The organism is Rhizobium leguminosarum (assembly GCF_019798305.1).
Taxonomy (GTDB): domain Bacteria; phylum Pseudomonadota; class Alphaproteobacteria; order Rhizobiales; family Rhizobiaceae; genus Rhizobium; species Rhizobium leguminosarum_U.
Map to the genome: position 1 here is coordinate 118703 of NZ_JAAXDD010000008.1, position 26646 is coordinate 145348.

General features: G+C 61.0%; 27 protein-coding genes. 12 read left to right on the forward strand and 15 right to left on the reverse strand.

Translation table 11 applies throughout. From position 1 onward, the window contains the following. Positions 1-39: 39 nt before the first annotated feature. On the reverse strand, positions 40-1227 hold the full coding sequence (locus HFO99_RS15845) for a YdgA family protein (RefSeq protein ID WP_222362216.1): 1188 nt from the start codon (positions 1225-1227) through the stop codon (positions 40-42). Positions 1228-1462: 235 nt separating this feature from the next. Between HFO99_RS15845 and parC the strand changes: the two genes are divergently transcribed. After that, positions 1463-3718, forward strand: coding sequence for a DNA topoisomerase IV subunit A (gene parC / locus HFO99_RS15850; RefSeq protein ID WP_222332964.1), 2256 nt, complete (start codon positions 1463-1465; stop codon positions 3716-3718). Between the two features lie 158 nt (positions 3719-3876). Further along, the gene (locus tag HFO99_RS15855; protein ID WP_025394013.1) at positions 3877-4335 is read left to right on the forward strand and encodes an SRPBCC domain-containing protein; all 459 of its coding nucleotides are present in this window, start codon (positions 3877-3879) and stop codon (positions 4333-4335) included. Here the strand turns inward: HFO99_RS15855 and HFO99_RS15860 are convergent. The 6 genes from HFO99_RS15860 to hemB all read right to left on the reverse strand — a co-directional run bounded on the left by HFO99_RS15860 (position 4319) and on the right by hemB (position 8450). After that, positions 4319-4717, reverse strand: coding sequence for a type II toxin-antitoxin system death-on-curing family toxin (locus HFO99_RS15860; RefSeq protein ID WP_222362218.1), 399 nt, complete (start codon positions 4715-4717; stop codon positions 4319-4321). The two genes, HFO99_RS15855 and HFO99_RS15860, sit on opposite strands and share 17 nt — an antisense overlap. Continuing rightward, positions 4714-4935: an AbrB/MazE/SpoVT family DNA-binding domain-containing protein gene (locus HFO99_RS15865; protein ID WP_222332966.1), complete on the reverse strand. Its 222-nt coding sequence runs from the start codon at positions 4933-4935 to the stop codon at positions 4714-4716. Before HFO99_RS15865 ends, HFO99_RS15860 begins: the two co-directional genes overlap by 4 nt. Before the next feature lie 56 nt (positions 4936-4991). After that, on the reverse strand, positions 4992-5879 hold the full coding sequence (locus tag HFO99_RS15870) for a DMT family transporter (protein ID WP_222332967.1): 888 nt from the start codon (positions 5877-5879) through the stop codon (positions 4992-4994). After that, on the reverse strand, positions 5880-6656 hold the full coding sequence (locus tag HFO99_RS15875; protein ID WP_222362220.1) for an arginyltransferase: 777 nt from the start codon (positions 6654-6656) through the stop codon (positions 5880-5882). It lies immediately after the preceding gene. Between the two features lie 220 nt (positions 6657-6876). Next, positions 6877-7335 (reverse strand): RDD family protein, encoded by a 459-nt coding sequence (locus HFO99_RS15880; RefSeq protein WP_003547150.1) that lies wholly within the window; start codon positions 7333-7335, stop codon positions 6877-6879. Positions 7336-7436: 101 nt separating this feature from the next. Continuing rightward, entirely contained in the window at positions 7437-8450 is a 1014-nt protein-coding gene (gene hemB / locus HFO99_RS15885; RefSeq protein ID WP_221981211.1) for a porphobilinogen synthase, read from the reverse strand. Positions 8451-8744: 294 nt separating this feature from the next. On the opposite strand from hemB, the gene HFO99_RS15890 reads away from it, so the two are divergent. The 7 genes from HFO99_RS15890 to HFO99_RS15920 all read left to right on the forward strand — a co-directional run bounded on the left by HFO99_RS15890 (position 8745) and on the right by HFO99_RS15920 (position 15542). Then, entirely contained in the window at positions 8745-9182 is a 438-nt protein-coding gene (locus HFO99_RS15890; protein WP_222332970.1) for a DUF6163 family protein, read from the forward strand. A gap of 128 nt (positions 9183-9310) precedes the next feature. Next, positions 9311-9826 (forward strand): transcriptional regulator LdtR, encoded by a 516-nt coding sequence (gene ldtR, locus HFO99_RS15895; protein ID WP_003547156.1) that lies wholly within the window; start codon positions 9311-9313, stop codon positions 9824-9826. 443 nt (positions 9827-10269) lie between these two features. Continuing rightward, complete coding sequence (locus HFO99_RS15900) at positions 10270-11571, forward strand: murein L,D-transpeptidase (protein ID WP_222362222.1); 1302 nt, start codon at positions 10270-10272, stop codon at positions 11569-11571. Between the two features lie 264 nt (positions 11572-11835). Continuing rightward, complete coding sequence (gene glyA, locus HFO99_RS15905) at positions 11836-13134, forward strand: serine hydroxymethyltransferase (protein ID WP_164577666.1); 1299 nt, start codon at positions 11836-11838, stop codon at positions 13132-13134. Between the two features lie 9 nt (positions 13135-13143). Further along, positions 13144-13620: a transcriptional regulator NrdR gene (nrdR, locus tag HFO99_RS15910; RefSeq protein WP_003547190.1), complete on the forward strand. Its 477-nt coding sequence runs from the start codon at positions 13144-13146 to the stop codon at positions 13618-13620. Positions 13621-13623: 3 nt separating this feature from the next. After that, a complete protein-coding gene (ribD, locus tag HFO99_RS15915) occupies positions 13624-14931 on the forward strand; it encodes a bifunctional diaminohydroxyphosphoribosylaminopyrimidine deaminase/5-amino-6-(5-phosphoribosylamino)uracil reductase RibD (protein WP_222362224.1) in 1308 nt (435 codons plus the stop codon). Beyond that, positions 14931-15542, forward strand: a complete 612-nt coding sequence (locus HFO99_RS15920; RefSeq protein WP_164577668.1) for a riboflavin synthase — start codon at positions 14931-14933, stop codon at positions 15540-15542. The genes ribD and HFO99_RS15920 overlap by 1 nt, the downstream gene beginning before the upstream one ends. Before the next feature lie 121 nt (positions 15543-15663). Here the strand turns inward: HFO99_RS15920 and rfbA are convergent, their stop codons facing one another. The 8 genes from rfbA to HFO99_RS15960 form a co-directional block, all read right to left on the reverse strand. Further along, positions 15664-16533, reverse strand: a complete 870-nt coding sequence (rfbA, locus tag HFO99_RS15925; RefSeq protein ID WP_222362226.1) for a glucose-1-phosphate thymidylyltransferase RfbA — start codon at positions 16531-16533, stop codon at positions 15664-15666. 10 nt (positions 16534-16543) lie between these two features. Next, on the reverse strand, positions 16544-17431 hold the full coding sequence (rfbD, locus tag HFO99_RS15930; protein ID WP_222362227.1) for a dTDP-4-dehydrorhamnose reductase: 888 nt from the start codon (positions 17429-17431) through the stop codon (positions 16544-16546). Positions 17432-17434: 3 nt separating this feature from the next. Continuing rightward, the gene (gene rfbB, locus HFO99_RS15935; RefSeq protein WP_222362229.1) at positions 17435-18490 is read right to left on the reverse strand and encodes a dTDP-glucose 4,6-dehydratase; all 1056 of its coding nucleotides are present in this window, start codon (positions 18488-18490) and stop codon (positions 17435-17437) included. 17 nt (positions 18491-18507) lie between these two features. Next, positions 18508-19074 carry a dTDP-4-dehydrorhamnose 3,5-epimerase gene (gene rfbC, locus HFO99_RS15940; protein ID WP_162117194.1) on the reverse strand — a complete coding sequence of 189 codons (567 nt, stop codon included), beginning with the start codon at positions 19072-19074 and terminating at the stop codon, positions 18508-18510. Between the two features lie 24 nt (positions 19075-19098). Next, complete coding sequence (locus HFO99_RS15945) at positions 19099-21075, reverse strand: glycosyltransferase family 1 protein (RefSeq protein WP_222362231.1); 1977 nt, start codon at positions 21073-21075, stop codon at positions 19099-19101. Between the two features lie 310 nt (positions 21076-21385). Next, complete coding sequence (locus HFO99_RS15950; protein WP_222332978.1) at positions 21386-21901, reverse strand: GNAT family N-acetyltransferase; 516 nt, start codon at positions 21899-21901, stop codon at positions 21386-21388. Between the two features lie 23 nt (positions 21902-21924). Next, positions 21925-22425, reverse strand: a complete 501-nt coding sequence (locus tag HFO99_RS15955; RefSeq protein ID WP_222362233.1) for a cupin domain-containing protein — start codon at positions 22423-22425, stop codon at positions 21925-21927. A 217-nt stretch (positions 22426-22642) separates the two neighbouring features. Beyond that, positions 22643-23002: a hypothetical protein gene (locus HFO99_RS15960; RefSeq protein WP_222362235.1), complete on the reverse strand. Its 360-nt coding sequence runs from the start codon at positions 23000-23002 to the stop codon at positions 22643-22645. Between the two features lie 346 nt (positions 23003-23348). Between HFO99_RS15960 and ribH the strand changes: the two genes are divergently transcribed. The 3 genes from ribH to HFO99_RS15975 all read left to right on the forward strand — a co-directional run bounded on the left by ribH (position 23349) and on the right by HFO99_RS15975 (position 26627). Continuing rightward, complete coding sequence (gene ribH, locus HFO99_RS15965) at positions 23349-23804, forward strand: 6,7-dimethyl-8-ribityllumazine synthase (RefSeq protein ID WP_003547214.1); 456 nt, start codon at positions 23349-23351, stop codon at positions 23802-23804. 3 nt (positions 23805-23807) lie between these two features. Next, a complete protein-coding gene (gene nusB / locus HFO99_RS15970; protein ID WP_222332980.1) occupies positions 23808-24290 on the forward strand; it encodes a transcription antitermination factor NusB in 483 nt (160 codons plus the stop codon). A 198-nt stretch (positions 24291-24488) separates the two neighbouring features. Then, entirely contained in the window at positions 24489-26627 is a 2139-nt protein-coding gene (locus tag HFO99_RS15975; RefSeq protein WP_222332981.1) for a sodium-translocating pyrophosphatase, read from the forward strand. Positions 26628-26646: the final 19 nt, after the last annotated feature.

A 26646-nucleotide genomic window follows, 5' to 3' on the forward strand; every position in this document is an offset into this window, starting at 1 on the left:
AGAACGAGTTGCCGGGCCTTCCATCGCAAGAGGAAGCGATCAGTCGTTGGCGGTCACCTTGACGCCAAGCACCTGCGGCAGCGTGTTCGGAGCGCCCATCGCGGCACCCACGATCGTCGGGAACGGCACCGGCTTTTCAGGAGCGGCCTTGACGGTCAGGCTCTTCGGGTCGTCGAGGAAGGTGTTGACGGCCGCCGAAACGGCGTTCTGCAGTTCCGGGATATTGAGCTGCGCCAGCATGATCGGCGTCATCGCCTTCAACGAATCGGCCATCTGCTTGCCCGATATGTTCTGCTGCGAACCGGCATAATCGAGCGCGCGCTTGGTGATCGAGGCATCTTCGAAGCGCACCTGCGCGGCCTCGAAGGACAGCTGCTGCATCAGGCCGAGCATGGCAAGGCCGAGCGCCTGCTGCGATTCTTCTTTGTTCGCACCGGCTTCGGATTGCTTCATCGCATCCTGCAGCGACTTCACGAAGGCCATCGTGTAGCCCGAGATCTTGAAGCCAAGGTTCAGCTTGCCGATGTTGGTGAAGTCGAAGGCGAATTCCGAAATGTCGATCGTGCCGGGGGCCAGTTCCCAAGCGCCCTTCATGGTGATGTCGCCCTGGACGTGCTGCAGGGCCAGTTTCTCGATCGCGTCCTTGCTCTGCGGATCCTCGGCTTTGCTGAGATCGGCCTTCATGCTTTTGAAGGCGCCGTCGAAATCGAAGCCGGATTCGTCCTCGCGCAGCGTCAGGTTCATGTCGCTTTCGAGCAGCGAGAATATTTCCGCGCCGTCCTTGACCACCTTCAGCGGGCCGGTATGGGCGGTCTCGTAAAGCATCATGGTATCGAGCGTGTCGCCGCCCGCCGTTGCCGGGATCGAGATGCCGCCGAGCGTCAGCTCCTGCGCCGTGACCGTGACGCCGTCTTTCGTGGTGTTGATATCGGGGAAGGCGGCCTCTTCGATGTAATAGCCGCCATCCTCGTCTTCTTCGACGCCGGAAAGGGTGACTTCGCCGACGGCCAGGCTTTCGCCGCCGGCCGATTTGACGGTGACATTCTTCAGCGTTGCGGTCGTGCCGTCGATATCGACGGCGTCAGCCGAAATCGTTCCGCCCTGTACGGCATAGGCAGCATTGAGCTTCTTCAGCAGATCGGCGCCGTCGAGGGCGAAGGCCGAACCGGCGAGTGAGAAAAAGGCGGCGCCCGACAGCATCAGCCGCGTTGTCCGGGAAAAGTTCATGGGGTGATTCCTCTGGTGGCGTGGTGGCGGTTGAAAATCTGCAGTTACGCTACTACGGATTAGGCCCGCTTTATATTTGCGGATCTCTAAATTTCTGTTGAGAGGAACGGCAAACGAAGTCCAAATTGCGGCGGAACGTTTGTCTCATCCTTTGATGTCAGTCCCAAGACTTCATCCACAGCTGCAATGGCCCGGATTCCTTGCCCGCCGGCCTCTTCTGAGCTAGTCAGGACCTATGGGACAAGAGATTTTGCCGCCTTCAGGCGGAGACGACGATCACATCCAGCCGGTCGACCTCAAGGCGGCGCTCGAGCAGCGTTACCTTGCCTATGCGCTATCGACCATCATGCACCGCGCCCTGCCTGACGTGCGCGACGGGCTGAAACCTGTCCATCGCCGCATCGTCTATGCGATGAACGAGATGGGGCTGAGGCCGAACTCGGCCTTCAGAAAATGCGCCAAGATCGTCGGCGAGGTGATGGGTAATTACCATCCGCACGGCGACCAGTCGATTTACGATGCGCTTGCCCGTCTCGCCCAGGACTTCTCGCAGCGCTACACGCTGGTCAACGGCCAGGGTAATTTCGGCAATATCGACGGCGATAGCCCCGCCGCTATGCGTTACACCGAATCGAAGATGACGGCGGTCTCCGAACTGCTGCTCGAAGGCATCGACCAGGATGCCGTCGATTTCCGCGACACTTACGACGAATCGAATTCCGAGCCGGTCGTCCTTCCCGGCGCCTTCCCGAACCTGCTCGCCAACGGCTCCTCCGGCATCGCCGTCGGCATGGCGACCTCGATCCCGTCGCACAATGCCCACGAGCTTTGCGACGCCGCTCTGCATCTGATCAAGCATCCCGATGCAACCGTCGAAAAGCTCGTCGAATTCATTCCCGGCCCGGATTTCCCGACCGGCGGCATCATCATCGACAACCGCGACAGCATCATCGAGAGCTACCGCACCGGCCGCGGCGGTTTCCGCGTGCGGGCGAAATGGCAGACGGAAGATCTCGGCCGCGGCGGCTACCAGATCGTCATCACCGAAATTCCCTTCCAGGTGCAGAAATCGCGGCTGATCGAGAAGATCGCCGAGTTGCTGATCGCCCGCAAGCTGCCGCTGCTGGAAGATATTCGCGACGAATCGGCCGAGGACATCCGTGTCGTGCTGGTGCCGAAGACCCGCAGCGTCGATCCGACGATCCTGATGGAATCGATGTTCAAGTTGACGGAACTCGAAAGCCGCTTCCCGCTCAATATGAACGTGCTCTCCATGGGCCGCATCCCGCGGGTCATGGCGTTGAACGAGGTGTTGAAGGAGTGGCTGGACCACCGCCGCGAAGTTCTGCAGCGCCGTTCGCGCTTCCGCCTGGCGGCGATCGACAGACGTCTTGAAATCCTCAGCGGCCTGCTGGTCGCCTACCTCAACATCGATGAGGTCATCCGCATCATCCGCGAGGAGGACGAGCCGAAGCCGGTGATGATGGCGCGCTGGGATCTCACCGACAATCAGGTCGAAGCGATCCTCAATATGCGGTTGCGCGCCTTGCGCAAGCTGGAAGAGTTCGAGATCCGCAAGGAATTCGACGAGCTCACCAAGGAGAAGGGCGAGATCGAAGCGTTGCTGTCCTCCGACGACAAGCAGTGGCAGACGGTCGCCTGGGAAATCGGCGAGGTGAAGAAGAAATTCGCCAAGGCGACCGAGGTCGGCCGCCGCCGCACCCAGTTTGCCGATGCGCCCGAGACCGACGAGGAAGCAATCCAGCAGGCGATGATCGAGAAGGAACCGATCACCGTCGTCATTTCCGAAAAGGGCTGGATCCGCGCGTTGAAGGGCCATATCGCCGATACGGCGGCGCTGACCTTCAAGGAAGGCGACGGCTTGAAGATCGCCTTCCCGGCGCAGACGACGGACAAGATCCTCATCCTCACCACAGGCGGCAAGGCCTTCACGCTAGGCGGCGACAAGCTGCCGGGCGGCCGCGGTCACGGCGAGCCGCTGCGCATCATCGTCGATATGGATAACGACCAGGCGGTGCTGACCGCTTTCGTCCATGATCCCTCGCGCAAGCAACTGATCGTCTCGACCGCCGGCAACGGCTTCGTCGTTCCGGAGGCCGAGCTGGTCGCCAATACCCGCAAGGGCAAGCAGATCATGAATGTCGGGCTGCCCGAGGAAACGCAGCTGCTCGTGCCCGTCAGCGGCGACCATGTCGCCGTCGTTGGCGAAAACCGCAAGCTGCTGGTATTCCCGCTGGCGCAGGTGCCGGAAATGTCGCGCGGCAAGGGCGTGCGTCTGCAGCGCTACAAGGATGGCGGCATTTCCGACGTCCGCTGCTTCGCGATATCAGACGGCCTCGTCTGGGAAGACAGCGCCGGCCGCACCTTCACGAAGAACAAGGACGAGCTTGCCGAATGGCTGGCCGATCGCGCCACTGCCGGTCGCACCGTGCCGAAGGGCTTCCCGCGCAGCGGCAAATTCGCCGGCTGAGGCCTAAAAATTCCGCGCCCGACTCTTGGCGGGCGCGACAATTCCTCTATCTCACTCCTGTTACCAAAGATACGAACAGGCCGGCTCCGAAGGCGGACGGAATGGCCGAGGCTCGTGCGCTTGGGGAAAGTGCGCGCGCCGTTAACGGAGGAAAATCGATGCCCGCCAGCACCATCAAATTGCATGTCAGCCACACCTACAAAGTGCCGCCCGCTGTCGTCTACGACGCCTGGCTCAACCCCGAAATCGCCCGCCGTTTCCTGTTTGCCACCGATGACGGTCATGTCATCCGCGCCGAAATCGATCCACGTGTCGGCGGCCGTTTCTTTGTCGTCGACCGCCGGCCGACCGGCGACGCCTTTCACCAGGGCGTCTTCCTGGAACTGAAGCGCCCGCAGCGCATGGTCTTCAGCTTCTCAGTCGAGGAGCACGACCACAATTGCGACCGCGTCGAGATCGACATCGAACCTCTCGGCAGCGGCAGCCGTCTGACGCTGACCCATGAAATGTGCGCCGAATGGGCCGAACACGAGGAAAAGACCCGGAAGGGCTGGGCTCATGTGGTCGAGGGGCTGGGCAGGGAACTGGAGCAGCAGCAGTTCAAGGCGACGGGCTGAGCGGTATGCTGAAATCCCGCAGGAAGCGGGTCGCACCTTCTTCGTCGATCTCGCCGGCTGCGACGTCTAGTACAAATGCAACGACCTGCGCATTTTCGGCGTTGATGACGTAGCGGTTGATGTAGAGAAAGGTAAATGCCGCGAGATAGCAGGTACGCTTGTTTCCATCCACGAATGGGTGGTTTCTCACAATGGCATAGAGATAGGCTGCGGCGAGTACGAAGATGTCAGTCTCGCCGTATGCCGCCTTGTTAAGCGGGCGTGCCAAGCTGGTTTCCAATGCATTGGCATCCCGCAGGCCAGCCAGACCGCCATGCTCGGCGATTTGCTCGTCGTGCATATTTTCAATTGCTTGGCGGCTTAGCCACTTAAGCCGTATCATTTCGCGAGTTCGCGGAGTGCCACCCGATATTTTTCCATGCCGATGCGGGCTGCCCGCATTTGCTCGGCAAGATCGGCCGATTCCGGTACAAGCTGGATGCTACCCTCGATCTCTCGCAGTTCGAGGCTGTCGCCGCTGCTCAGGCCCAACCGCTGCAGCACCTCTTTAGGGAGGATAACACCCTCGGAATTTCCGATCTTGCGGATCGTGACATTCATCGTTTTGTCCTCTGTGGTAACGGAGTTATAACATCAGGCCAAGCAGGCGACAACTCTTATCCTGCCATTTGCCTGATGCTTTTCTTCCGCACCATCCAGACGGAATGCGCTGCGATCGCCATCACCAGGATGCCGCCGCCGACCAGCGTCATCGGCGCTGGCGTTTCGGCAAAGATCAGCCACACCCAGATCGGTGCGAGCACGGTTTCGAGCAGGTAGAACATGCCCACCTCCGGCGCGGAGAGGTAACGCGGCCCGGTCGCCAGGCACCAGAGGGCAAGCGGCATCATGACCGCGCCATTGAGGAGGATCCAGGCGGGATGCTCGATCGAAAAACCACCCGCCGGCATGACGGCGATCAGGCCGACCGCCGCCGGCAGCACCGTCGAAAGCAGCGAGACGAAGCCCATCTTCCGGCGGGAGGCGCGGCTGATGGTGATGGCGGCGGCAATGATGAAGGCGGTGAGCAGCGCCATGCTGTCGCCGAAGAGATGGCCGCCCGAAAGCCCGTCCCGCACGATCAGGCCGACGCCGAAGATCATCGCCGCCATGGCGATCAGCGTTGCTGGTGCCGGCCGTTCTTTCAGGAAAATCCAGGAAAGCAGGGCAGCGAACATCGGATTGAAGGCGACGATGAAAACGACATTGGCCGTCGACGTGTTGAAAACGGCGAGAAGGAAGACCACCGTCGTCAGGCCGTAAAGCAGACCAGTGACCAGGCCCGGCCAGCCCGGCACCAGCACTGGCCATCGCCCCTTGGCGATCCTGAGCACTGTGGCGACCAGAAGCGCCGCGCCAAGGGTCGCTATGCTTCTCGCGGCAAGGATCGACCAGAGCTCACCGCCGGCGAGCCGCATCAACGGAATATCCACGGAAAGCACCAGCCCGCCGATCGCCGTCAGCAGCAGGCCCTTCCGATGGTCGGAAAGAGCGGTGGGGAACATTCAGTCGTGGATGCTCTCCGGCATGGACGAGGGATCGAAGCGTTCCCAGCCGCGCGGGGTCAGATGCTCCTGAGGCTGGAAGCGCGTCTTATAGTCCATTTTCCGCGACCCTTGAACCCAGTAGCCCAGGTAAACATGCGGCAGTCCCAGCGCTTTCGTGCGCCTGACATGATCGAGGATCATGAAGGTGCCGAGCGAACGCCGATCGAGTGCCGGATTGAAATAGGAATAGACCATCGATAGCCCGTCGCTCATCGTGTCGGTCAGCGCAGCGGCAAGCAGTTCACCTTTCGGACGCTGCTCCAGTCCTGAGCCTTCTTCGCGCCGGCGGTATTCGATGATTCTCGTATTCACATGCGTGTCTTCCACCATGATTGCATAGTCGAGCACGGTCATGTCGGACATGCCGCCCTGCTGGTGGCGAAAATCGAGATAGCGTCGGAAGAGTGAATATTGCTCGCTGGAAGGCTGGGCTGCGAATTCGGTGGCGATGACGTCGGAATTGGCGGCAAGCACCCGTTTCATCGATTTCGTCGGCTCGAATTCCTGGGCGAGAATTCTCACGGAAACGCAGGCGCGACAGGATTCGCAGGCCGGGCGATAGGCAATGTTTTGCGAGCGGCGGAAACCGCCCTGCGTCAGGATGTCGTTCATCTCGGCAGCACGCGGGCCGACCAGATGGGTGAACACCTTGCGTTCCATCTCATGCGGCAAGTACGGGCACGCAGCCGGAGCCGTCAGATAAAACTGCGGGGATGGCGTCGTCTGCGTATTCATTTGTCGCGGAAATTTCCCTGTCGAGACCGTGCCGTTTCCTGACAGCATGACCTAAGAATAAAAAACGTCAACAGCGGGGCGCGTTTCGCCCCTTCATATCAGTCTTCTAATTCTAGATATGGAGCGCCGGCGCCCGCCGGCAAAGAGAAGGCGGAGACTTTATTTCGTCTCCGCCCCCGAGATCGCAGTTAGGGTTTCAGCTAAGGTCTCAGCCAAAGTCTCAAGCAGTGCGCACCGTCGCCGTGCCCACCAGCAGGTCGTGAACGAGACGGCTGCGTTCGATAAACAGGCCGGCAAGTAGAATGAGCGGCGTCAGCACCGAGTTGAGGATCCAGAACAGTGCCAGATGCACGATCGCCGTCATGAAATCCATCGGCCGTCCATCGACGCGCACGATCGCGATCCCCATGGCGCGCATGCCGAGCGAGGCCTGGCTCGGCCCGCCCACCGTCAGGCCGAAGTAAATGCCGGCAACGATGACGAAGAGGGCAGGGTAGAGAAAGAAGCCGAGCCCCAGCGTAACGATCGACAGGAAGAACAGCACGATCGCCGCGGGAATGCAGAGCAGCGCCACGATGACGTAGTCGAGGATGAAGGCGAAGACCCGGCGGCTCAACACGCCGCTATAGGCGCGCCAGTCCTCCGGTGCGGCATAAAGCGGATTGGGGTTGTAGCTCATCTCAATCTCCTGCGGAAAAACGATGCCGCTGATATGGTATCGGCAGGGCAAAATGCAATATTTGCTCTAGATTTGGATGATTTTCGGCCGGTTCGGCCCAATCACCGCTTTGCGAGAATTTTCGCCACTTCGACCGCGAAATAGGTGAGGACACCGTCGCAGCCCGCCCGCTTGAACGACAGCAGCGTTTCGAGCATCGCCCGCTCGCCGTCGATCCAGCCATTCATCGCCGCCGCCTTGATCTGCGTATATTCGCCGGACACCTGGTAGGCGAAGGTCGGCAGGCCAAACGCCTCCTTCATCCGCCAGCAGATATCGAGATAGGGCAGGCCGGGCTTGACCATCAGCATGTCGGCGCCTTCCTCGACGTCGAGGGCCGCGTCGCGGATCGCCTCGGTGCCGTTGGCGGGGTCGATATAATAGGTCTTCTTGTCGCCTTTCAGCAGCCCGCCCGTCGAGATGGCCTCGCGATAGGGACCGTAGAAGGCGGAGGCGAATTTCGTCGCATAGCTCATGATGCCGACGCTCTGGTGACCGGCTGCATCCAGCGCCATGCGGATCGCGCCGATGCGTCCGTCCATCATCTCCGACGGCGCGATGATGTCGGCGCCGGCATCTGCCTGCATCACGGCGGCGCGCGCCACCTGGTCGACCGTCTCGTCGTTGACGATCTCGCCGCCTCTAAGAATGCCGTCATGACCGTGGCTGGTGAAGGGATCGAGCGCGACGTCGGTGATGATGCCGATATTGGGCACCGCCTTCTTGATCGCCGCCGTCGCCTGATTGATCAGGTTGTTGGCTTCGAGGCTGTTCGAGCCGGTCTCGTCGCGCAGTTCCATCTCGATATTCGGGAAGGTGGCGAGTGCCGGAATGCCGAGGCCGGCCGCTTCCCGCGCGGCTTCGACGGCCTTATCGATGCTCATGCGGTTGACGCCCGGCATGGCCGCGATCGGATCGACGATGCCGGAACCCGGCACGATGAAGATCGGCCAGATCAGGTCATCGACCGTCAGCCGGTTCTCCTGCACCAGCCGGCGTGTCCAATCTGCCTTGCGGTTGCGCCGCATGCGGCGATGACCGGTGATGTCGTCGACGAGATGCGTCCTGTCCTGCATGATATCTGTCCTTGGCCCATTCCATTTATCGGAGCGCTCATTATCATGGCGCCTGGAAAATCCAAACCGGACGATTGGCCGCGGCGGAAAAACCTATTCATGTCGCCCGGAAGTGTGCAGCGGTTCCGGGATAACGACATGCATAAATACAAGATGCTTTAGCGCATGACCCCGAAAATCGGACTGGATTTTCAGGGTTATGCGCCAGCGCAATGTTATAGAGCGTCCTTGGCGCGTCTTGCCAGACGCGCGGCGTTCTCTATGAAAATGCAACCCCGAACCGATGTCTGCGCTATGGAAACCGACTCCCCGACGATACCGAAACACACACTGGCGGATATCCTCTTCATTCTCTTCCTGAGACTGGTTGCCGTATCCTGCTTCTGGTTCGGCCTCCAATATTGGGCGATGCTCGTCGGCTACTCGCTGGTCGGCGCCGGCCGCTTCGATCTTTTGAGCCTGCCATGGAAGGTGGCGAGCACCAGCCTCGCCGTGCTCTTCCCCGTCGCCTCCCTCGGCCTCTGGCTGACCGTCTCCTGGGGACCGGTTATCTGGGTGCTGGCCGCCGGCGGACAAATCCTCATGTATGGCCTGCTGCCGGATATTTTCGGCCCCAACCGGCTGATCATCCTGCTGCATGTCATGGTCGCCGTCGTCTACTTGATTTTCCGCCTGCTGCTCTGGCTGGAAAAGCGCCGGCATCGCCGCCAGGTAAGTGTTGATTTACCCTGAGACAACGTGGGGTTACCGGTAAGGCTCCGTTAAGCCTGCGGTTTAAGTCGAATTTTATATGTATTCGATAGGGTCTCACTCAAGGCGGGAAGAAAACACACCGCCAAACAAACAGTGAGGCAGTCAATATGAACACGAAAATCAAGCCGCAGGCGGTATCGACCTTCCGTGACCAGCAGGACCACGACATCCGTGATCTTTACATGGAATCCCTTCATCTCGTTGAACGTCTGCACCGTCGTCTTCTCGACGTCATCAAGGACGAATTCGACCGTCAGGGTCGCAGCGACGTCAACGCCATCCAGGCGCTGCTCCTTTTCAACATCGGCAATTCCGAGCTGACCGCCGGCGAGCTGCGCTCGCGTGGCTACTATCTCGGCTCCAACGTTTCCTACAACGTCAAGAAGCTGGTCGATCTCGGCTTCATCAACCATCAGCGCTCGCGCATCGACCGTCGCTCGGTCCGCATCAGCCTGACCGAAACCGGCCAGGACATCGCCGAAACGGTGGCCAAGCTCTACGAACGCCACATCGCCTCGATCGACAAGGTCGGCGGCATCGGCACCGACGAGTTCACGCAGATGAACAAGCTGCTCCAGCGCCTGGACCGTTTCTGGAACGACCAGATCCTGTACCGTCTCTAAGACCCCTGACCTCCTTCCAGGGTTGCAGAAAATCGGACGTGCTCCCTGCACGTCCGATTTGCCGTTTATATCCGCGTGGCATCTTTGCAACGCATGGCAGGCAAGCGCAAAGCCCGGTATTCAAGCCGTTTTTTAGCCGTTATTAACCGGCACGCTTTACCCCGTCATATGGTTCGTCGCGTCGTGTTTCCGGTAGCCGGCAGTCCTTCTACCCGCCCGGCAACACGAATTGGCCATATTGGTGTGGCAGCGGAAGGCCTAACAACCGGCGCTTTCAATAGACCGATCAGGAATGTTCAGGCTGCCGCATCGCAATCTTGTGATGGGGCAAGCGGAATTTTTCGGTGCGCCGGGACAACGAATGGACTGGGATCTGCGTTAAAGCGCAGTGATATCGCAAAAGGCCGCAGATCTCTTTGTAGCGGCATTCAGTGGTTGGGACTATGTCGAAGAAAAACGGAATTGAAGCTCTCTCGCGCCGCGCTTTCCTGGCGTCCGCGGCAACGGTTGGCGCCAGCGCGATTGCCGCGCCGGCATTCGCGCAATCGGCGCTCGATACGCTGATCAATGCACCGCGCCGCGGCAACTGGGACGACCAGTTCGACGCCAAGGCGGCTTCGCGCACGGCAAGCGCCATGGTTTCCAACACACCGATCCTCGGCCCGCAGTCTGTTGCGAGCGCGCAGCAGGCGATTATGCAGTATCAGCAGATCGCCGCAGCTGGCGGCTGGCCTGAGGTCAATCCCGGTGACCAGCGCCTGCAGCTCGGCGTCAGCTCTCCTTCCGTCCAGGCGTTGCGTCAGCGCCTTGCGATCACCGGCGACCTGCCGCGCGAAGCCGGCCTGTCCAACGCTTTCGATTCCTACGTCGATGGCGCCGTCAAGCGCTTCCAGGCCCGCCACGGTCTGCCGGCCGATGGCGTTCTCGGCGAATTCACGCTGAAGGCGATGAACATTCCTGCCGATGTCCGCCTGCAGCAGCTGAACACCAATCTGATCCGTCTGCAGACCTTCCCCGAAGACATGGGCCGCCGTCACCTGATGGTCAACATCCCGGCCGCGTATGTCGAGGCTGTCGAAGACGGCAGTGTCGCGACGCGCCACACCGCGGTTGTCGGCCGTCTCAGCCGCCCGACGCATCTCGTCAATTCGAAGATCTACGAAGTCATCCTCAATCCTTATTGGACGGCGCCGCGCTCGATCGTCGAAAAAGACATCATGCCGCTGATGCGCAAGGATCCGACCTATCTCGAAAAGAACGCCATCCGCCTGATCGACGGCAAGGGCAACGAAGTCGCCCCCGAGACCATCGATTGGAACGGCGAGGCGCCGAACCTGATGTTCCGTCAGGACCCCGGCAAGACCAACGCCATGGCGTCGACGAAGATCAACTTCTACAACAAGAACGGCGAGTATATGCACGACACGCCGCAGCAGGGCCTGTTCAACAAGCTGATGCGTTTTGAATCGTCGGGTTGCGTCCGCGTCCAGAACGTCCGCGACTTGTCGAACTGGCTGTTGCGCGAGACCCCCGGCTGGAACCGCCAGCAGATGGAGCAGGTGATCGCAACCGGCGTCAACACACCGGTCAAGCTCGCCACGGAAGTTCCGGTCTATTTCGTCTACATCTCCGCCTGGGGCATGCCCGACGGTATCGTCCAGTTCCGCGACGACATCTATCAGATGGACGGCAATGCCGAGCTGGCGCTCGACACCACGGCTGGCATGGAACAGCCGGTCCAGTAAGCGGCGACTCTGCATCGTGATTTGAGAACCGCGCTTTTGAACTGACCCCCGAAAGTTGGACATCCAACCTCGGGGGTCAGTTCATTTCGGGCGCGGTTTTTTATGTCCGAGGAGACGCTCCTTGAGGCGGTCGCCAAAGATCGGCGCGGCGCGGCCGCAAAAGAGCGTGAGCGCGCGCTTTGCTCAGCAAATGTCGTTCTCCGTATTGCTCTCGCCACAGCGGAAGGCTAATACCTCAGCGCATTCCAGTTGAGGAGCCCGCCCATGACCAATGCTTCCACCGAATCCTTCTTCAATCGCTCGCTTGCGGATGTCGATCCGGATATTTTCGGCGCGATCGGAAAGGAACTCGGTCGCCAACGGCACGAGATCGAACTGATCGCTTCTGAGAACATCGTCTCCCGCGCCGTGCTGGAAGCCCAGGGCTCCATCATGACCAACAAATATGCCGAGGGTTATCCCGGCAAGCGTTATTACGGCGGCTGCCAATTCGTCGATATCGCCGAGGAACTGGCGATCGAGCGTGCCAAGAAGCTGTTCGGCGTCAATTTCGCCAACGTCCAGCCGAATTCCGGTTCGCAGATGAACCAGGCCGTGTTCCTGGCGCTGCTGCAGCCGGGGGACACCTTCATGGGTCTCGACCTGAATTCGGGCGGCCACCTCACGCATGGTTCGCCGGTCAACATGTCCGGCAAGTGGTTCAACGTCGTCTCCTACGGCGTGCGCGAAGGCGACAACCTGCTCGACATGGATGAAGTCGCCCGCAAGGCCGAGGAAACCAAGCCGAAGCTCATTATCGCCGGCGGCACTGCCTATTCCCGCATCTGGGACTGGAAGCGCTTCCGCGAGATCGCCGACAGCGTCGGCGCCTATCTGATGGTCGACATGGCCCACATCGCCGGCCTTGTCGCCGGTGGCGTTCATCCGTCCCCGTTCCCGCATTGCCATGTCGCGACGACGACGACCCACAAGTCGTTGCGCGGTCCGCGCGGCGGCGTCATCCTCACCAATGACGAGGATCTGGCGAAGAAGTTCAATTCGGCCGTTTTCCCGGGCCTTCAGGGCGGCCCGCTGATGCATATCATCGCTGCCAAGGCTGTGGCCTTCGGCGAGGCGCTGCAGCCGGAATTCAAGGATTATGCTGCCCAGGTGGTCAAGAACGCCAAGGCGCTTGCTGAAACGCTGATATCGGGCGGACTTGACGTCGTCTCCGGCGGCACCGACAACCACCTGATGCTGGTCGACCTGCGCAAGAAGAACGCCACCGGCAAGCGCGCCGAGGCAGCTCTCGGCCGCGCCTACGTCACCTGCAACAAGAACGGCATTCCCTTCGATCCGGAAAAGCCCTTCGTCACCTCAGGTGTTCGCCTCGGCGCGCCGGCCGGCACGACCCGCGGCTTCAAGGAAGCCGAATTCCGCGAGATCGGCAATCTGATTGTTGAGGTTCTCGACGGCCTGAAGATCGCCAATTCCGATGAAGGCAATGCCGCCGTCGAAGCCGCCGTGCGCGGCAAGGTGGTCAGCCTCACCGACCGCTTCCCCATGTATGATTACTTGGGATAAGGAGTAGGGATGCGCTGCCCCTATTGCGGTTCGGAAGATACCCAGGTCAAGGATTCGCGCCCGGCGGAGGACAACACGTCCATCCGCCGGCGGCGCATCTGTCCGGATTGCGGCGGCCGCTTCACCACGTTCGAGCGCGTGCAGCTGCGCGAGCTGATGGTCATCAAGAAGACCGGCCGCAAGGTGCCCTTCGACCGCGACAAGCTGGTGCGCTCCTTCGAAGTGGCGTTGCGCAAACGTCCGGTCGAGCGTGATCGCATCGAGCGCGCTGTCTCGGGTATCGTCCGCCGGCTTGAAAGCTCCGGCGAGACCGAAATCTCCTCCGAGCAGATCGGCCTGCAGGTGCTGGAAGCCATGAAGAGCCTCGATGATGTCGGCTTCGTGCGCTACGCCTCGGTCTATCGGGATTTCTCGCTTGCCGAGGATTTCGAGAAGGTCATTTCCGAAATCAACGCCAAGATCGCTCGCGACCCGCTGGACAGGTGAGCCATGAGCATCACGCCGCATGATGAACGTTTCATGGCGGCGGCGATCCGCCTGTCGCGCTGGCATCTCGGCCGCACGGCCACCAACCCCTCCGTCGGCTGCCTGATCGTCAAGGACGGCATCATCGTCGGCCGTGCGGTGACGGCGCTCAGTGGCCGCCCGCATGCCGAGACGCAGGCACTCGCCGAAGCCGGCGTGCTTGCCCGCGGCGCCACCGCCTACGTGACGCTTGAGCCCTGCTCGCATCACGGCAGGACGCCGCCCTGTTCCGAGGCGCTGATCGCCTATGGCGTTGCCCGCGTCGTCATCAGCGTCACCGATCCCGATCCGCGGGTTTCAGGCCGCGGCATCGCCATGCTGCGCGAAGCCGGCATAGAGGTGGATGCCGGCGTGCTGGAGGCGGAGGGCCGGCAGTCGCTTGCCGCCTATCTCACCCGCCAGACGAAGAACCGGCCCTATGTGACTCTCAAACTTGCCGTTTCCGCCGATGGCATGATCGGCCGCGAGGGGGCAGGGCAGGTGGCCATAACAGGCCCGGAGGCCCGCGCCCAGGTGCAGGCGCTGCGCGCCGAAACCGATGCCATCCTGGTCGGCATCGGCACCGCGATTGCCGATGATCCGCTGCTGACGGTACGGGCGCCAGGTCTTCAATCGCAATCGCCGATCCGCATCGTGCTTGATCCCTCGCTGGCATTGCCGCTGACCAGCAAGCTCGTCGCGACGGCGCGGGAAGTGCCGGTCATGGTGGTGGCAAGCGAGGAAGTGTGGCCGTTGTCATCGGATGCGGAGGGATTACCCCCCTCTGCCCTGCCGGGCATCTCCCCCACAGGGGGGGAGATCGGCAAGAGGCGCGATCCGAATTCCCCAGTTTCCGATGGTGATGGTTTCGCCTTGAGGCAAGACGTAGGGAAAGGGGCTAACCCCGATCCGATCTCCCCCCTTGTGGGGGAGATGCCCGGCAGGGCAGAGGGGGGTGCCTCACCCACCGACATGGACTCCCGCCGTGCCGCGCTGGAAGCCGCCGGCGTCGAGGTCGTCCATTGCAATCCCTATCATCCGGAAGTCCTGCTGCCGGCACTCGCGACGCGCGGTATTTCTTCGCTTCTGGTCGAGGGCGGCGCAAAGACGGCGCGGCTTTTTCTCGAGGCTGGCCTCGTCGACCGCATCCAGCTTTACCAAGCGCCAGTTGTCATCGGCGAGGGCGGTATTGAATCCCCGCTTGATGCAACCGACATACCATCGGGTTTTGCCCATACGGGCACGCTGATGTTCGGCGAAGATCGCCTGGACGAATACGAAAGAGGGCTTTGATGTTCACCGGAATTGTTACTGACATCGGTACGATCGAATCCGTTTCGCCGCTCAAGGAGGGCATCAAGCTCCGCGTTGCGACGAGTTACGACCCGGCAACCATCGATATGGGCGCTTCCATCTCTCACGCCGGCATCTGCCTCACCGTCACCGGCCTGCCGCAGGAAGGCAGCAACGGTCGCTGGTTCGAGGTCGAGGCCTGGGAAGAGGCGCTGCGGCTGACGACGATCGGCACCTGGCAGGAGGGCAGCCGCATCAATCTCGAACGGTCGCTGAAGATCGGCGATGAACTCGGCGGCCACATCGTTTCCGGCCATGTCGACGGCAAGGCGGAAATCCTCTCGGTGACAGCAGAGGGCGACGCCACCCGCTACCGCCTGCGCGCCCCCGAACATCTGGCGAAATTCGTCGCCCCCAAGGGTTCGATTGCACTCGACGGCACCTCGCTGACGGTCAATGCGGTCGACGGCACGGATTTCGACGTGCTGCTCATCCGCCACACGCTCGAGGTCACCACCTGGGGCGATCGCAAGGCCGGCGATTTCGTCAATTTCGAAGTCGACACCATGGCGCGCTACGCCGCCCGACTGGCGGAATTCCCGAGCACCTGAATCAAAAACCTGTAACGGTTTCCAGCGTCACACCACGACTGGCATGCTGGGCGCGCAAGATCATCAGGCGCTCGTCGACGCATCCAACTGCACGTCTGCGACGCGGCGCCGGCCGGATAGCTCACCAATCCGGGGACAGCTTGGTCAGATACTGGCCGTAGGCGCTCTTGCCAAGCTTCTCCGCGAGCTTGGCGAGGTCGTCCTGGGAGATGTAACCCATGCGCCAGGCGACTTCTTCAGGGCAGGCGATTTTGAAGCCCTGGCGTTTCTCCAGCGTGCTGACAAAACCTGCGGCATCGTGCAGGCTGTCCGGCGTACCGGTGTCGAGCCAGGCATAGCCCCGACCCATCAGCTCCACGAAAAGCTGGCCGCGCTCAAGATAGGTGCGGTTGACGTCGGTGATTTCCAGTTCGCCGCGCGGTGATGGCTTCAGGTTGGCGGCGATATCGACCACCTGCTGGTCGTAGAAATAGAGGCCGGTCACCGCCCAGTTCGATTTTGGCTCCTTCGGTTTCTCCTCGATCGACAGCGCATTCATTTTTTCGTCAAAGCCGACAACGCCATAGCGTTCCGGATCGGTGACGTGATAGGCGAATACCGTCGCGCCTTCCCGCCGGCTCGTGCCGGATTTCATGATTTCCGGCAGTCCGTGCCCGTAGAAGATGTTGTCGCCGAGAACGAGTGCCGAGCTGTCGCCGTGCACGAAGTCGGCGCCGATGATGAAGGCCTGGGCGAGGCCGTCCGGGCTCGGCTGTACGGCATAGGTCAGCGAAATTCCCCATTGCGAGCCGTCGCCGAGAAGGCGCTTGAATGCTTCGACGTCGTGAGGCGTGGTGATGATCAGCAACTCCCTGATGCCGGCGAGCATGAGCGTCGTCAGCGGATAGTAGATCATCGGCTTGTCGTAGACCGGCATCAACTGTTTCGAGACGGCCTGCGTGATCGGATGCAGACGCGTGCCCGTGCCGCCGGCGAGAATAATCCCCTTCATGCCCATCTCCCTAAAGACCTTTAATCAAGAGGTCTTGCATGACAATCTTCATAGACTGCTTCCACTCCGGCAGCCGGATTCCATATGTTCTGGCGAGCTTGTCGCCATTGAGACGTGAATTGGCGGGACGCTTGGCCGGTGTCGGATAATCCGCTGTCGGGATGCGCTCGACGGCGACGTTTCTGCCGCCGGATTTAAGAAGCTCCGCGAAAATCTCTTCGGCGAAATCAGCCCAGCTTGCTTCGCCGCTGCCGGTCAGGTGAAAAGTGCCGCGGAGCGATGGCTCAGGGTCCGCTATGATACGGGTTGCGATCGCAACAATCGCGTCGGCGATGTCGAGTGCCGAGGTCGGGCATCCTGTCTGATCGGCGACAACGCGAAGATGATCGCGCGTCTCGGAAAGCCGCAGCATTGTTTTCAGGAAATTGGTGCCAAAGGGCGAATAGACCCAGGCGGTGCGCAAGATGACGTGGTTCGGGTTCGCCGCCGCGACGGCCTTCTCGCCCGCGAGCTTCGAACGCCCGTAGACGGAGATCGGCGCCGTCGCATCCTCTTCGGAATAGGCAGAGGTCTTGTCGCCGCTGAAGACGTAGTCGGTCGAAATGTGGATGATCGGGGCCCCAATCCGCGCGGCAGCCTCGGCAACCGCCCCCGCGCCTGCCGCGTTGACGGAAAAAGCAAGCTCGGGTTCGCTCTCGGCCTTGTCGACCGCCGTATAGGCGGCGGCGGAGACGATCACATCCGGGCGCAGAGCCGAGAAGGCGGCTACGATGCTTGCCGGATCCGCGAGGTCCATTTCCGGGCGCCCGACCGCGCTGATTTCGGCGCCCATTTCGCCGCCACGTCTGAGCAGCGACTGAACGACCTGGCCCTGTTTGCCGGTGACGGCAATGCGCATCGCTTATTGTCCCTTGAAAACGCCAAGGCGTTCGCCGGAGTAGACGTTTTCGCGCAGCGGCCTCCACCACCATTCGTTTTCCAAGTACCAGTGCACGGTCTTCTCGATGCCAGTTTCGAAGGTCTCTTGCGCCTTCCAGCCGAGTTCGCTTTCGAGTTTGGAGGCATCGATCGCATAGCGTGCGTCGTGTCCGGGGCGGTCCGTGACGTTGTTGATCAGACGTTTATGCGGTCCCTTGTCACTGTGGACGCCGTCGAGAATAGCGCAGATGCGATGAACGACATCGATGTTCCTGCGCTCATTGCGACCGCCCACATTGTATTTTTCGCCGGGGCGCCCTCTGGATGCGATCGTGAAGAGCGCTCGGGCGTGGTCTTCGACATAGAGCCAGTCGCGGACATTCGCGCCATTGCCGTAAACCGGAAGAGGCTTGCCCTCCAGTGCGTTCAGGATCATCAGCGGAATGAGCTTTTCAGGGAAATGGAACGGGCCGTAGTTGTTGGAGCAATTGGAGACGACGACGGGCATGCCGTAGGTTCGGTGCCAAGCGATCGACAGATGGTCGCTCGCGGCCTTGGAGGCGGAATAGGGCGAGGACGGATCGTAAGGCGTCGTTTCCTCGAAGAGGCCCTCGTCGCCGAGCGAGCCGTAGACCTCATCAGTCGAGACATGCAGAAAGCGGAAGGCACTCTTGCGGCGAGCATCAAGCCCATCCCAATAGTGCCGTGCGGCATCCAGCAGACTGAATGTGCCGACGATGTTGGTCTGAATGAAATCGTCCGCGCCCGAGATCGAGCGGTCGACATGGCTCTCTGCCGCGAGATGCATGACGGTATCAGGGCGGAAGGACGCGAATGCTTCCTGCATCCTGGCGCGGTCGCAGATATCAGCGTGCAGGAATTGATAGTTCGGCGCCGATTCGACGGATTTCAGCGATGCCAGATTGCCGGCATAGGTCAGCGCGTCGACATTCAGCACTTCGGCGCCGATCCCGCTGACGAGATGGCGCACCAATGCCGATCCGATGAAGCCCGCTCCGCCCGTGACCAGTATGCGCATAGTGAATCAATCCCTGGTTACTGTGCTGAATTGGAAAAATGGCTTGGCAGATCGGCGAGCCATGGCAGCGTCTTGTCCTTGTCGGACAACACAATGTCTCCCTCATCGAAGGGCCAGCGGATGCCGATCGCCGGATCGTTCCACGCGATGCCCCGATCATGCTGCGGGCTGTAGGGTGCGGTTACCTTGTAGCTGATGACGCTGTTCGGCTCGATCGTTGCGAATCCGTGTGCGAAACCGGCCGGTATCCAGAGCTGCATGCCGTTTTCCGGCGAGAGCTCCTGAGAGAGCCATTTGCCGAAGCTCGGCGATCCCTCGCGAATATCGACGACGACATCCATGATCCGGCCGGCAAGGCAGCGCACCAGCTTGCCCTGTGCGAAGGGCGGTATCTGGAAATGCAGCCCCCGAACGGTGCCCGCCTGCGCCGAAAGCGATTCATTGTCCTGGATGAACGTGACGTCGGCCACATTTTCCCGGAACCAAGCATCCTTGAATACCTCGGAGAAGTAGCCGCGGTGATCGCCGAAGCGTGGCGGCGTGATCGCAATGATGCCCTCGATGACCGTAGTCTCAATACGCATGATTTACCTTTTCTGCGGCCTTCATCAAGCGCCCGCCCTCATGACGCTCATCAGCATGTCCGCCTGCGAGCGGCTCTGCATAGCCGCAAGGCCCTTCGCGGCAATGGCATCGCGCTCGTCGGCATCTGCGATCAGCTTGTAGCAGCGCTCGATCATGTCGTCATAGGGCTCAATTGCCAAGCCGCCGATGAAGGGCTGAAGGTCCGGATCGCGGATGTCGCCTTCCGTCAGCACGCAAACGCGATTGGCGAGCAGATAGGAAATGCGCACGATCTCGAAGACGCCGCTCGCATAATGATGGATGTTGATCACGATCTTGGCGCGGGCAATCGCCGCATCGCGTTCCGCGCCATAGATGTTGAAGAGGTGCGCGACCTCGAGCCCGCCGTCCTTCAGCGTCTTCAGGATATGGTGGCGACGTTCGTTCATAGAGCCGTAAAAGAGCACGTCGATATCTTTGACGGCGGCGTGCTGTATCTGGCTGAGGCAGCGGCTATAGCCGATTTCGAGCACGCCGGCGTGATCAATGCCCTTGGCGGCGAGATTTTCACGGTTGCGCGGGCTGTAGTCGAGAACAGGAAACGACTTCAGGATCGAGGTGTAGCGCGAATTGATCCAGATGCTTTCTTCGGACACCTGCTCGAGATTGATAACGACGCTGTCCTTCGGCAGATGGCTGACGATTTCGGCCGGGAGAAGATTGCCGCCATAGATGATCGGCGTACGACCGGCGAATGCGTTCATGTCCCGGGTGATCGGTGCCGAGCCGCCGAGTTCCTCGAAGGCGCCCTGTAGGCCAAGCGCGACTTCATCGAAGGCGTGGCTGTGATTGTAGTGGTCGGGCGTCACGATCCAGATGCAATGACGGTCCCTGTGTGCCTGCCATCCGCCTGCAAAGGGCTGCAACACGTTGCGGAGCGGCTGCTCGATCTTCGGCGCGGCTGGTGTCGCGGGGCTTTCCGTCCGCACCGGCTGCTGCGGTGCCGGGGAAGCGCCTGACGCTTGCTGGGCATAGGCGCGCATCAATTCGCGGCCGCCGATAAATTGGCCGCGCGGCATCCAGCCGGGCGGATCATCAGCCCCCCAGATCAGGTGCGGCTGCTTGATGAGGGGCTGGCGGCCTTGCTGCCACGAGGTCAGGACAGCCTCGTCACGGCTCTGCAGAAAAGCTTCCTTGGCGGCGAAGAGGCCATGCAGCATTCGGCCGAGGCGGACACCGAACTTCCATTCAAAATCGGCAACGGTCGGTACGAAGGCGGCGATCTTCAGTCCGGAGGCGATAGCCTGCTGGACATAAAGTCCGAGCAGACGCTCGATCACGAAGGGGCGCATCTGCGCGTTGGCATCGCGTGAATAGTGCGCCGAACCGGCATAGGCGGCGCCGGCCGCCGTGCCGGCGCGGGCTTGGTTTTCCAGCGATTCCAGAATGCGTTCGCAAAAGGCGAAATACCCGGACCAGAATTTGCGGTTGCCGCAGAAATAGTTGCAGAACATGAAGGCAGTCTTGTCCTGCGGCGGAGCGATCGGATAGCCGAGCTCCTGGATATGGAGAAAGATCGGCTCCATGCCGGGGTGACCGCCAAGCAGTGAATGCTCCCAGACGTTGCTGTAGATCGCCGCGTGGCCGATCAGCGGGTTGTAAAGATAGGCGTCCGCACCTTCTGCCCTGGCCTTTTCTGCCTCGGTGACAAAAGCCGGAAAGCTCGTCACCGACTTCATCTCGAATTTGCTCGAGAGCAGCCCCCAAAACACGTCGTCACCGAGGCCGATCGCCTCGTGATGCTGATGCAGGGTGAGGAAGAGTTCATATTCGCGGGTCGTAGCCTGCGTATTGAACGAGATGTCGAGCGGCATGGCAGCCGCATCGAGCTGGCTGCGCTGCGAGGGATCGAGATAGGGCTGATAGACAATCACGGATCCCGTGCCGGCGGCCTTCTGCGTGAGAAGCGCCAGGTCGGGAAGACCGGCCGGCAAAGAAGAAATGGGCTGATTGATCGTCAAGGTATGTCCTTTGCGAAGAGCTGGCGTCTCCACGGGAAATCCGCAGAGCGGCAATTCGAGCCTGTTTGATGCCTACTATTTGAGATGAAGCTTGCGCCACACTGTTCGCAGAACTTTCGCTGGTCAGCATGGAGCGGGTGTGGGCGCTCGACTTCCGTGCTCAGTTTTCTCTAGCCAGCTTTATTGGCTCAGCCGTTTCTGCTGCCAGTATCGCAAAGAGTTGCGATGGCACATTTGGAATTGGGCCGCCTCGGTTTATACGCCGCTTTTGTAGACCCCATCATTCGATAGGGTAGCCAATTCTCATTCCCTACCGCGAAAACTGAATGATCTCGCCGTTGTACTGCGTGCGCGCCGTCTCGCGGAAGCCGAGCTTGGTTGCGACCCGCAGCGAGGCCTGGTTCTCGGGACTGATGATGCAGCTCATTTGTTTTTCGGGAAAATGCGTTTCCGCCCAGCCGATCAGGACTTTCAGCGCCTCAGTGGCATAACCGCGGCCGTGCGCCGAGGGCATCAGCGCCCAGCCGACCTCCATCGTCCCCTCGATCGACGGTTCCATCTCGCGCCGGGCTTCCAGGAAGCCCGCTTCGCCGATGAACCGGCCGCTCTCCTTTTCGACGATCGCGAGAAAGCCGAAGCCCATGTGATGCCACATGCCGGCGACGCGCAGCATGCGGCTCCAGCTCTGCTCGCGCGTTGACGGCACGCCGGTGATGAAGCGCACGACGTCCTCGTCCGCCCATAGTGCCGCATGTGCGTCGAAATCGTCGAGGCGGTGAGGGCGAAGCGTCAGCCGCGCCGTTTCGAGGGTCGGAATGTCGGTCATGATGGGTCCTTGGAATCGCGCTCTCAGGCGCCGGGCTCGCCGTCCCAATAGTCGAGATCACCTTCCGCCCGTCCGATATGACGAAAGCGCTTGTTTTCTGCACCGTCCCTATTCGTCTTGGCAAGGAACTTTCCGGAATCGGGATATTCGACGATCTCCGTCTTCGCCATCGTCGAAATGCCGAGATAGACGAGTGTGGCCGTGCCGGTATTGATGATCTGGTGCGCCGTTTCAGGCCCGCCGGCCGGCGCGCCGAGTACGTCGCCCGCCTTGATCGCATGGCGCGCGTCGCCGAAGCGGTATTCGCCGGTACCCGCGATCACATGGAAGAGCTCGTCTTCGACGTGGTGGTTGTGGAAGGGGCAGCCCGATTTGCCCGGCGGCACCTCGTTGTAGCTGACGCCGAGGCCGACCAGGCCGAGAAGCGCGCCGAAAGAGGTGTCGGTGCCTTCATAGAGCTCGCCCTGTTTCCAATGGTCGAGCTTGAGATCGGCGGTATTGATCACCGCCTTCGATTCCGTCATGACGTCCTCCTGTTTCAGCAAGAGAAGCCGTCATCCCAGGAAAATACAATGATTATCTGGGCCTATCTCCGATATCCCCAGCATGGGCGGAGAGGAGGCGGCCGCCCATGCTTTCAGCGCCGTGCGTCGAATGGAAACGCTAGGGACGCTCGATCACTTCAACCCACGCATACCCCCCCCGACGATCGATTCCGGTCTCGGGGTATGCGCTGGCGCGTCAGCGGACGTAGAAGGTCAAGCTTCCGTCGGCTGCCTGCTCGGCGTTGACGATGTTGCGGACGTCGACGCCTTCGTTGTTAAGCCGGTGGGCAAGCGATCTGTTGGCGTCAATCGAGGCTTGGATGCCGCGAACGGCCTGGCTGGAGCGTTCCGGTGCCGAGCGCGGACCTGTCGTTTCGTCATCGCGATTGCGCCAGTTATAGACCTGCTCGACATTAAAATCATTGCCCTGGAAGGTTCGGAGCGTCTGCTCGATGCCCTGGGCAGTGTTCATCCCAAGGCTTTCGGCCCGGCTGACGCCGGCAAAGGCGAGAGATGAGAGGGCTGCAGCGATAGTAATGGTGACAACGCGGTTCATGATGGTATCCTTTCATCTGCTTTGACGGTCGACTGTCGTTGCAGGGGATCGTCTTCGTCACGACATGGAATTGGCGCTCTCCCTTCCGCGATTCAATGGTTTAAGCCACTGAAAATACGTTAAGAATTGTTCACGAAGACTGCCTTCGAATTGTCGCTTTCGAGGCATCGCGGAAAGTCGGTTTTGGAAGCTTGCCCAGCTGTGCATCTGTGGTGCTGCTATCCCCTTGCAGATATTTCCTCTTTCCTATTGCGGCATCGGGCGAAATTGCTTGCCATTCGGACGAAGGCATGTTTTGACCGCGGGCTGCCGAGCGGGTAAATGTCCCGCCAACCGAAGGTGAACCATGTCGAGAGAGACCGCTCCCCATATTTTGATCGTTGAGGCCCGCTTCTACGACGACATGGCCGACGCCCTGCTCGAAGGCGCGACCTTCGCATTGACGGAGGCCGGCGCCACCTTCGAGGTCGTCACCGTTCCCGGCGCACTGGAAATTCCGGCGGCGATTGCCATGTCGCTCGATGGAGACGACAATGGCGGAACGCATTATGACGGCTATGTCGCCCTCGGCATGGTCATTCGCGGCGAGACCTATCACTTCGATATCGTGTCGAACGAATCCTCGCGCGCCTTGATGGATCTTGCGGTCAGCGAGTCCCTTGCCATCGGCAATGGCATCCTGACCGTCGAAAACGACGAGCAGGCCTGGACGCGCGTGCGCCGCTCGGAAAAGGACAAGGGCGGATTTGCCGCTCGTGCAGCTCTGACCATGATCGAGCTGAAGCAGAAACTGGGTGCATAACGAATGAACGAAGATAAGACGGAACGGCCGGTCAAGACTGCGAACCAGCGGGGCGCTGCCCGTCTTGCTGCCGTTCAGGCACTGTATCAGATGGATGTCGGCGGCACGGGCGTTCTGGAGATCGTGGCTGAATACGAGGCGCACCGTCTTGGTCAGGAAATCGATGGCGAGACTTATCTGAAAGCCGATGCAGCCTGGTTCCGTTCCATCGTCTCCGGTGTCGTGCGAGATCAGGTCCGCCTCGATCCGCTGATTGCCGCAGCTCTGCAGGATGATTGGGCCTTGTCGCGCCTCGACAGCACAGTGCGCGCCATCCTGCGCGCCGGCGTTTTCGAGATCACCGACCGCAAGGACGTTCCGGTGGCGGTCATCGTCACCGAATATGTCGAGATCGCCCAGGCCTTCTTCGACGACGACGAGCCGAAGCTCGTTAACGCCGTGCTCGACCGCATCGCAAAGCAGGTTCGCGGCGAGGCGAAGAAATAAGTCCTTAGCCGCCAAATAATCCCCCTACGTCTTTCTTCGTACTGCAATGGTTTTCGCCCGCTGCGGTCTTGACGCCACGTGATCGACCAAGCAATCTCCGCACCGCTTAGCTGTGGCATTTCTGTGGAGAGGAAGGCGATTCGGCGGCGTATCTGCCGGAGAAGGAGTGAGCTCCGGCCTATGGGAGGAAAGAGCGAAATGACGATTCTTTTATGCGTAATCGCATGCGGTCTGCTCTCGGTGGTTTATGCCGCCTGGGCAACCCGGTCGGTGCTTGCCGCCGATCAGGGCAACAGCCGCATGCAGGAGATCGCGGGCTATATCCGCGAAGGTGCGCAAGCCTATCTGACGCGCCAGTACAGAACCATTGCCATTGTCGGGGTTGTTGTTTTCATTTTAGCCTGGCTGCTTCTTTCCGCCGAGGCCGCGATCGGCTTCCTGATTGGCGCCGTGCTTTCCGGTGCTGCTGGTTTCATCGGCATGCACGTCTCCGTCCGCGCCAATGTGCGCACCGCTCAGGCAGCTTCCGTGAGCCTTTCCGCCGGCCTCGACATCGCCTTCAAGTCGGGTGCGATCACCGGCATGCTGGTGGCTGGCCTGGCGCTGCTTGGAGTTTCCATCTACTATACGGTCTTGACCATCGGGCTCGGCCATGAGAGTGGCTCGCGCGAAGTCATCGATGCGCTGGTGGCGCTCGGCTTCGGCGCGTCGCTGATCTCGATCTTCGCCCGTCTCGGCGGCGGCATCTTCACCAAGGGCGCCGATGTCGGCGGCGATCTGGTCGGTAAGGTGGAAGCCGGCATTCCCGAAGACGATCCGCGCAACCCGGCAACGATCGCCGATAACGTCGGCGACAATGTCGGCGACTGCGCCGGTATGGCTGCCGATCTTTTCGAAACCTATGCGGTCTCGGTCGTCGCCACCATGGTTCTCGCCGCGATCTTCTTTGCCGGCGCGCCGATCCTCCAGTCTGCGATGGTCTATCCGCTGGCGATCTGCGGCGCCTGCATCATCACCTCGATCATCGGCACCTTCTTCGTCAAGCTCGGCTCGAACGGCTCGATCATGGGCGCGCTCTACAAGGGCCTCATCGTCACCGGCCTGCTGTCGATCGTCGGCCTTGGCGCTGCCACCTCTCTCACCATCGGCTGGGGATCGATCGGCTCCGTCGGAGGCGCCGACATATCCGGCGCGAACCTCTTCTTCTGCGGCATCATCGGCCTCGTCGTCACCGCACTGATCGTCGTGATTACTGAATATTATACCGGCACGGGCAAGCGCCCGGTCGTTTCGATCGCCCAGGCCTCGGTCACCGGTCACGGCACCAACGTCATCCAGGGCCTGGCCGTTTCACTGGAATCGACGGCACTGCCGGCGATCGTCATCGTTGGCGGCATTCTCGCCACCTACCAGCTCGGCGGCCTGTTCGGCACCGGCATTGCGGTCACGGCCATGCTCGGCATCGCCGGAATGATCGTCGCGCTCGACGCGTTCGGACCTGTGACGGACAACGCCGGCGGTATCGCCGAAATGGCGCATCTGCCGCCGGAGGTGCGCAAATCCACCGATGCGCTCGATGCTGTCGGCAATACGACCAAGGCCGTGACCAAGGGCTACGCCATCGGTTCTGCCGGTCTCGGCGCCCTGGTGCTCTTCGCGGCCTACTCCTATGACCTCAAATATTTTGCGGCGAATGGCGACAAGTTCCCTTATTTTGCCGGCATCGGCGAAATTTCCTTCGATCTTTCCAACCCTTACGTGGTGGCGGGATTGATCTTCGGAGGTCTCATCCCCTACCTTTTCGGCGGCATCGCCATGACCGCCGTCGGCCGCGCGGCCGGCGCGATCGTCGAGGAAGTGCGTCGTCAGTTCAAGGAAAAGCCCGGCATCATGCAGGGCACGGAAAAGCCGGATTACGGCAGGGCGGTCGACCTTCTGACCAAGGCCGCCATCCGCGAGATGATCGTGCCGTCGTTGCTGCCGGTGCTGGCGCCGATCGTCGTCTATTTCGGCGTGCTGCTCATCTCCGGCTCCAAGGCCTCCGCCTTTGCCGCCCTCGGCGCATCGCTGCTCGGCGTCATCATCAACGGCCTTTTCGTCGCCATCTCGATGACGTCGGGCGGCGGTGCCTGGGACAACGCCAAGAAGAGTTTCGAGGACGGTTTCGTCGACAAGGACGGGTTGCGCCACATGAAGGGCTCGGATGCGCACAAGGCTTCCGTCACCGGCGATACTGTCGGCGATCCCTACAAGGATACCGCCGGCCCAGCCGTCAACCCGGCGATCAAGATCACCAACATCGTCGCGCTGCTGCTGCTCGCCGTTCTCGCCGGATGAGGCATGCCGCCCGGCTCGG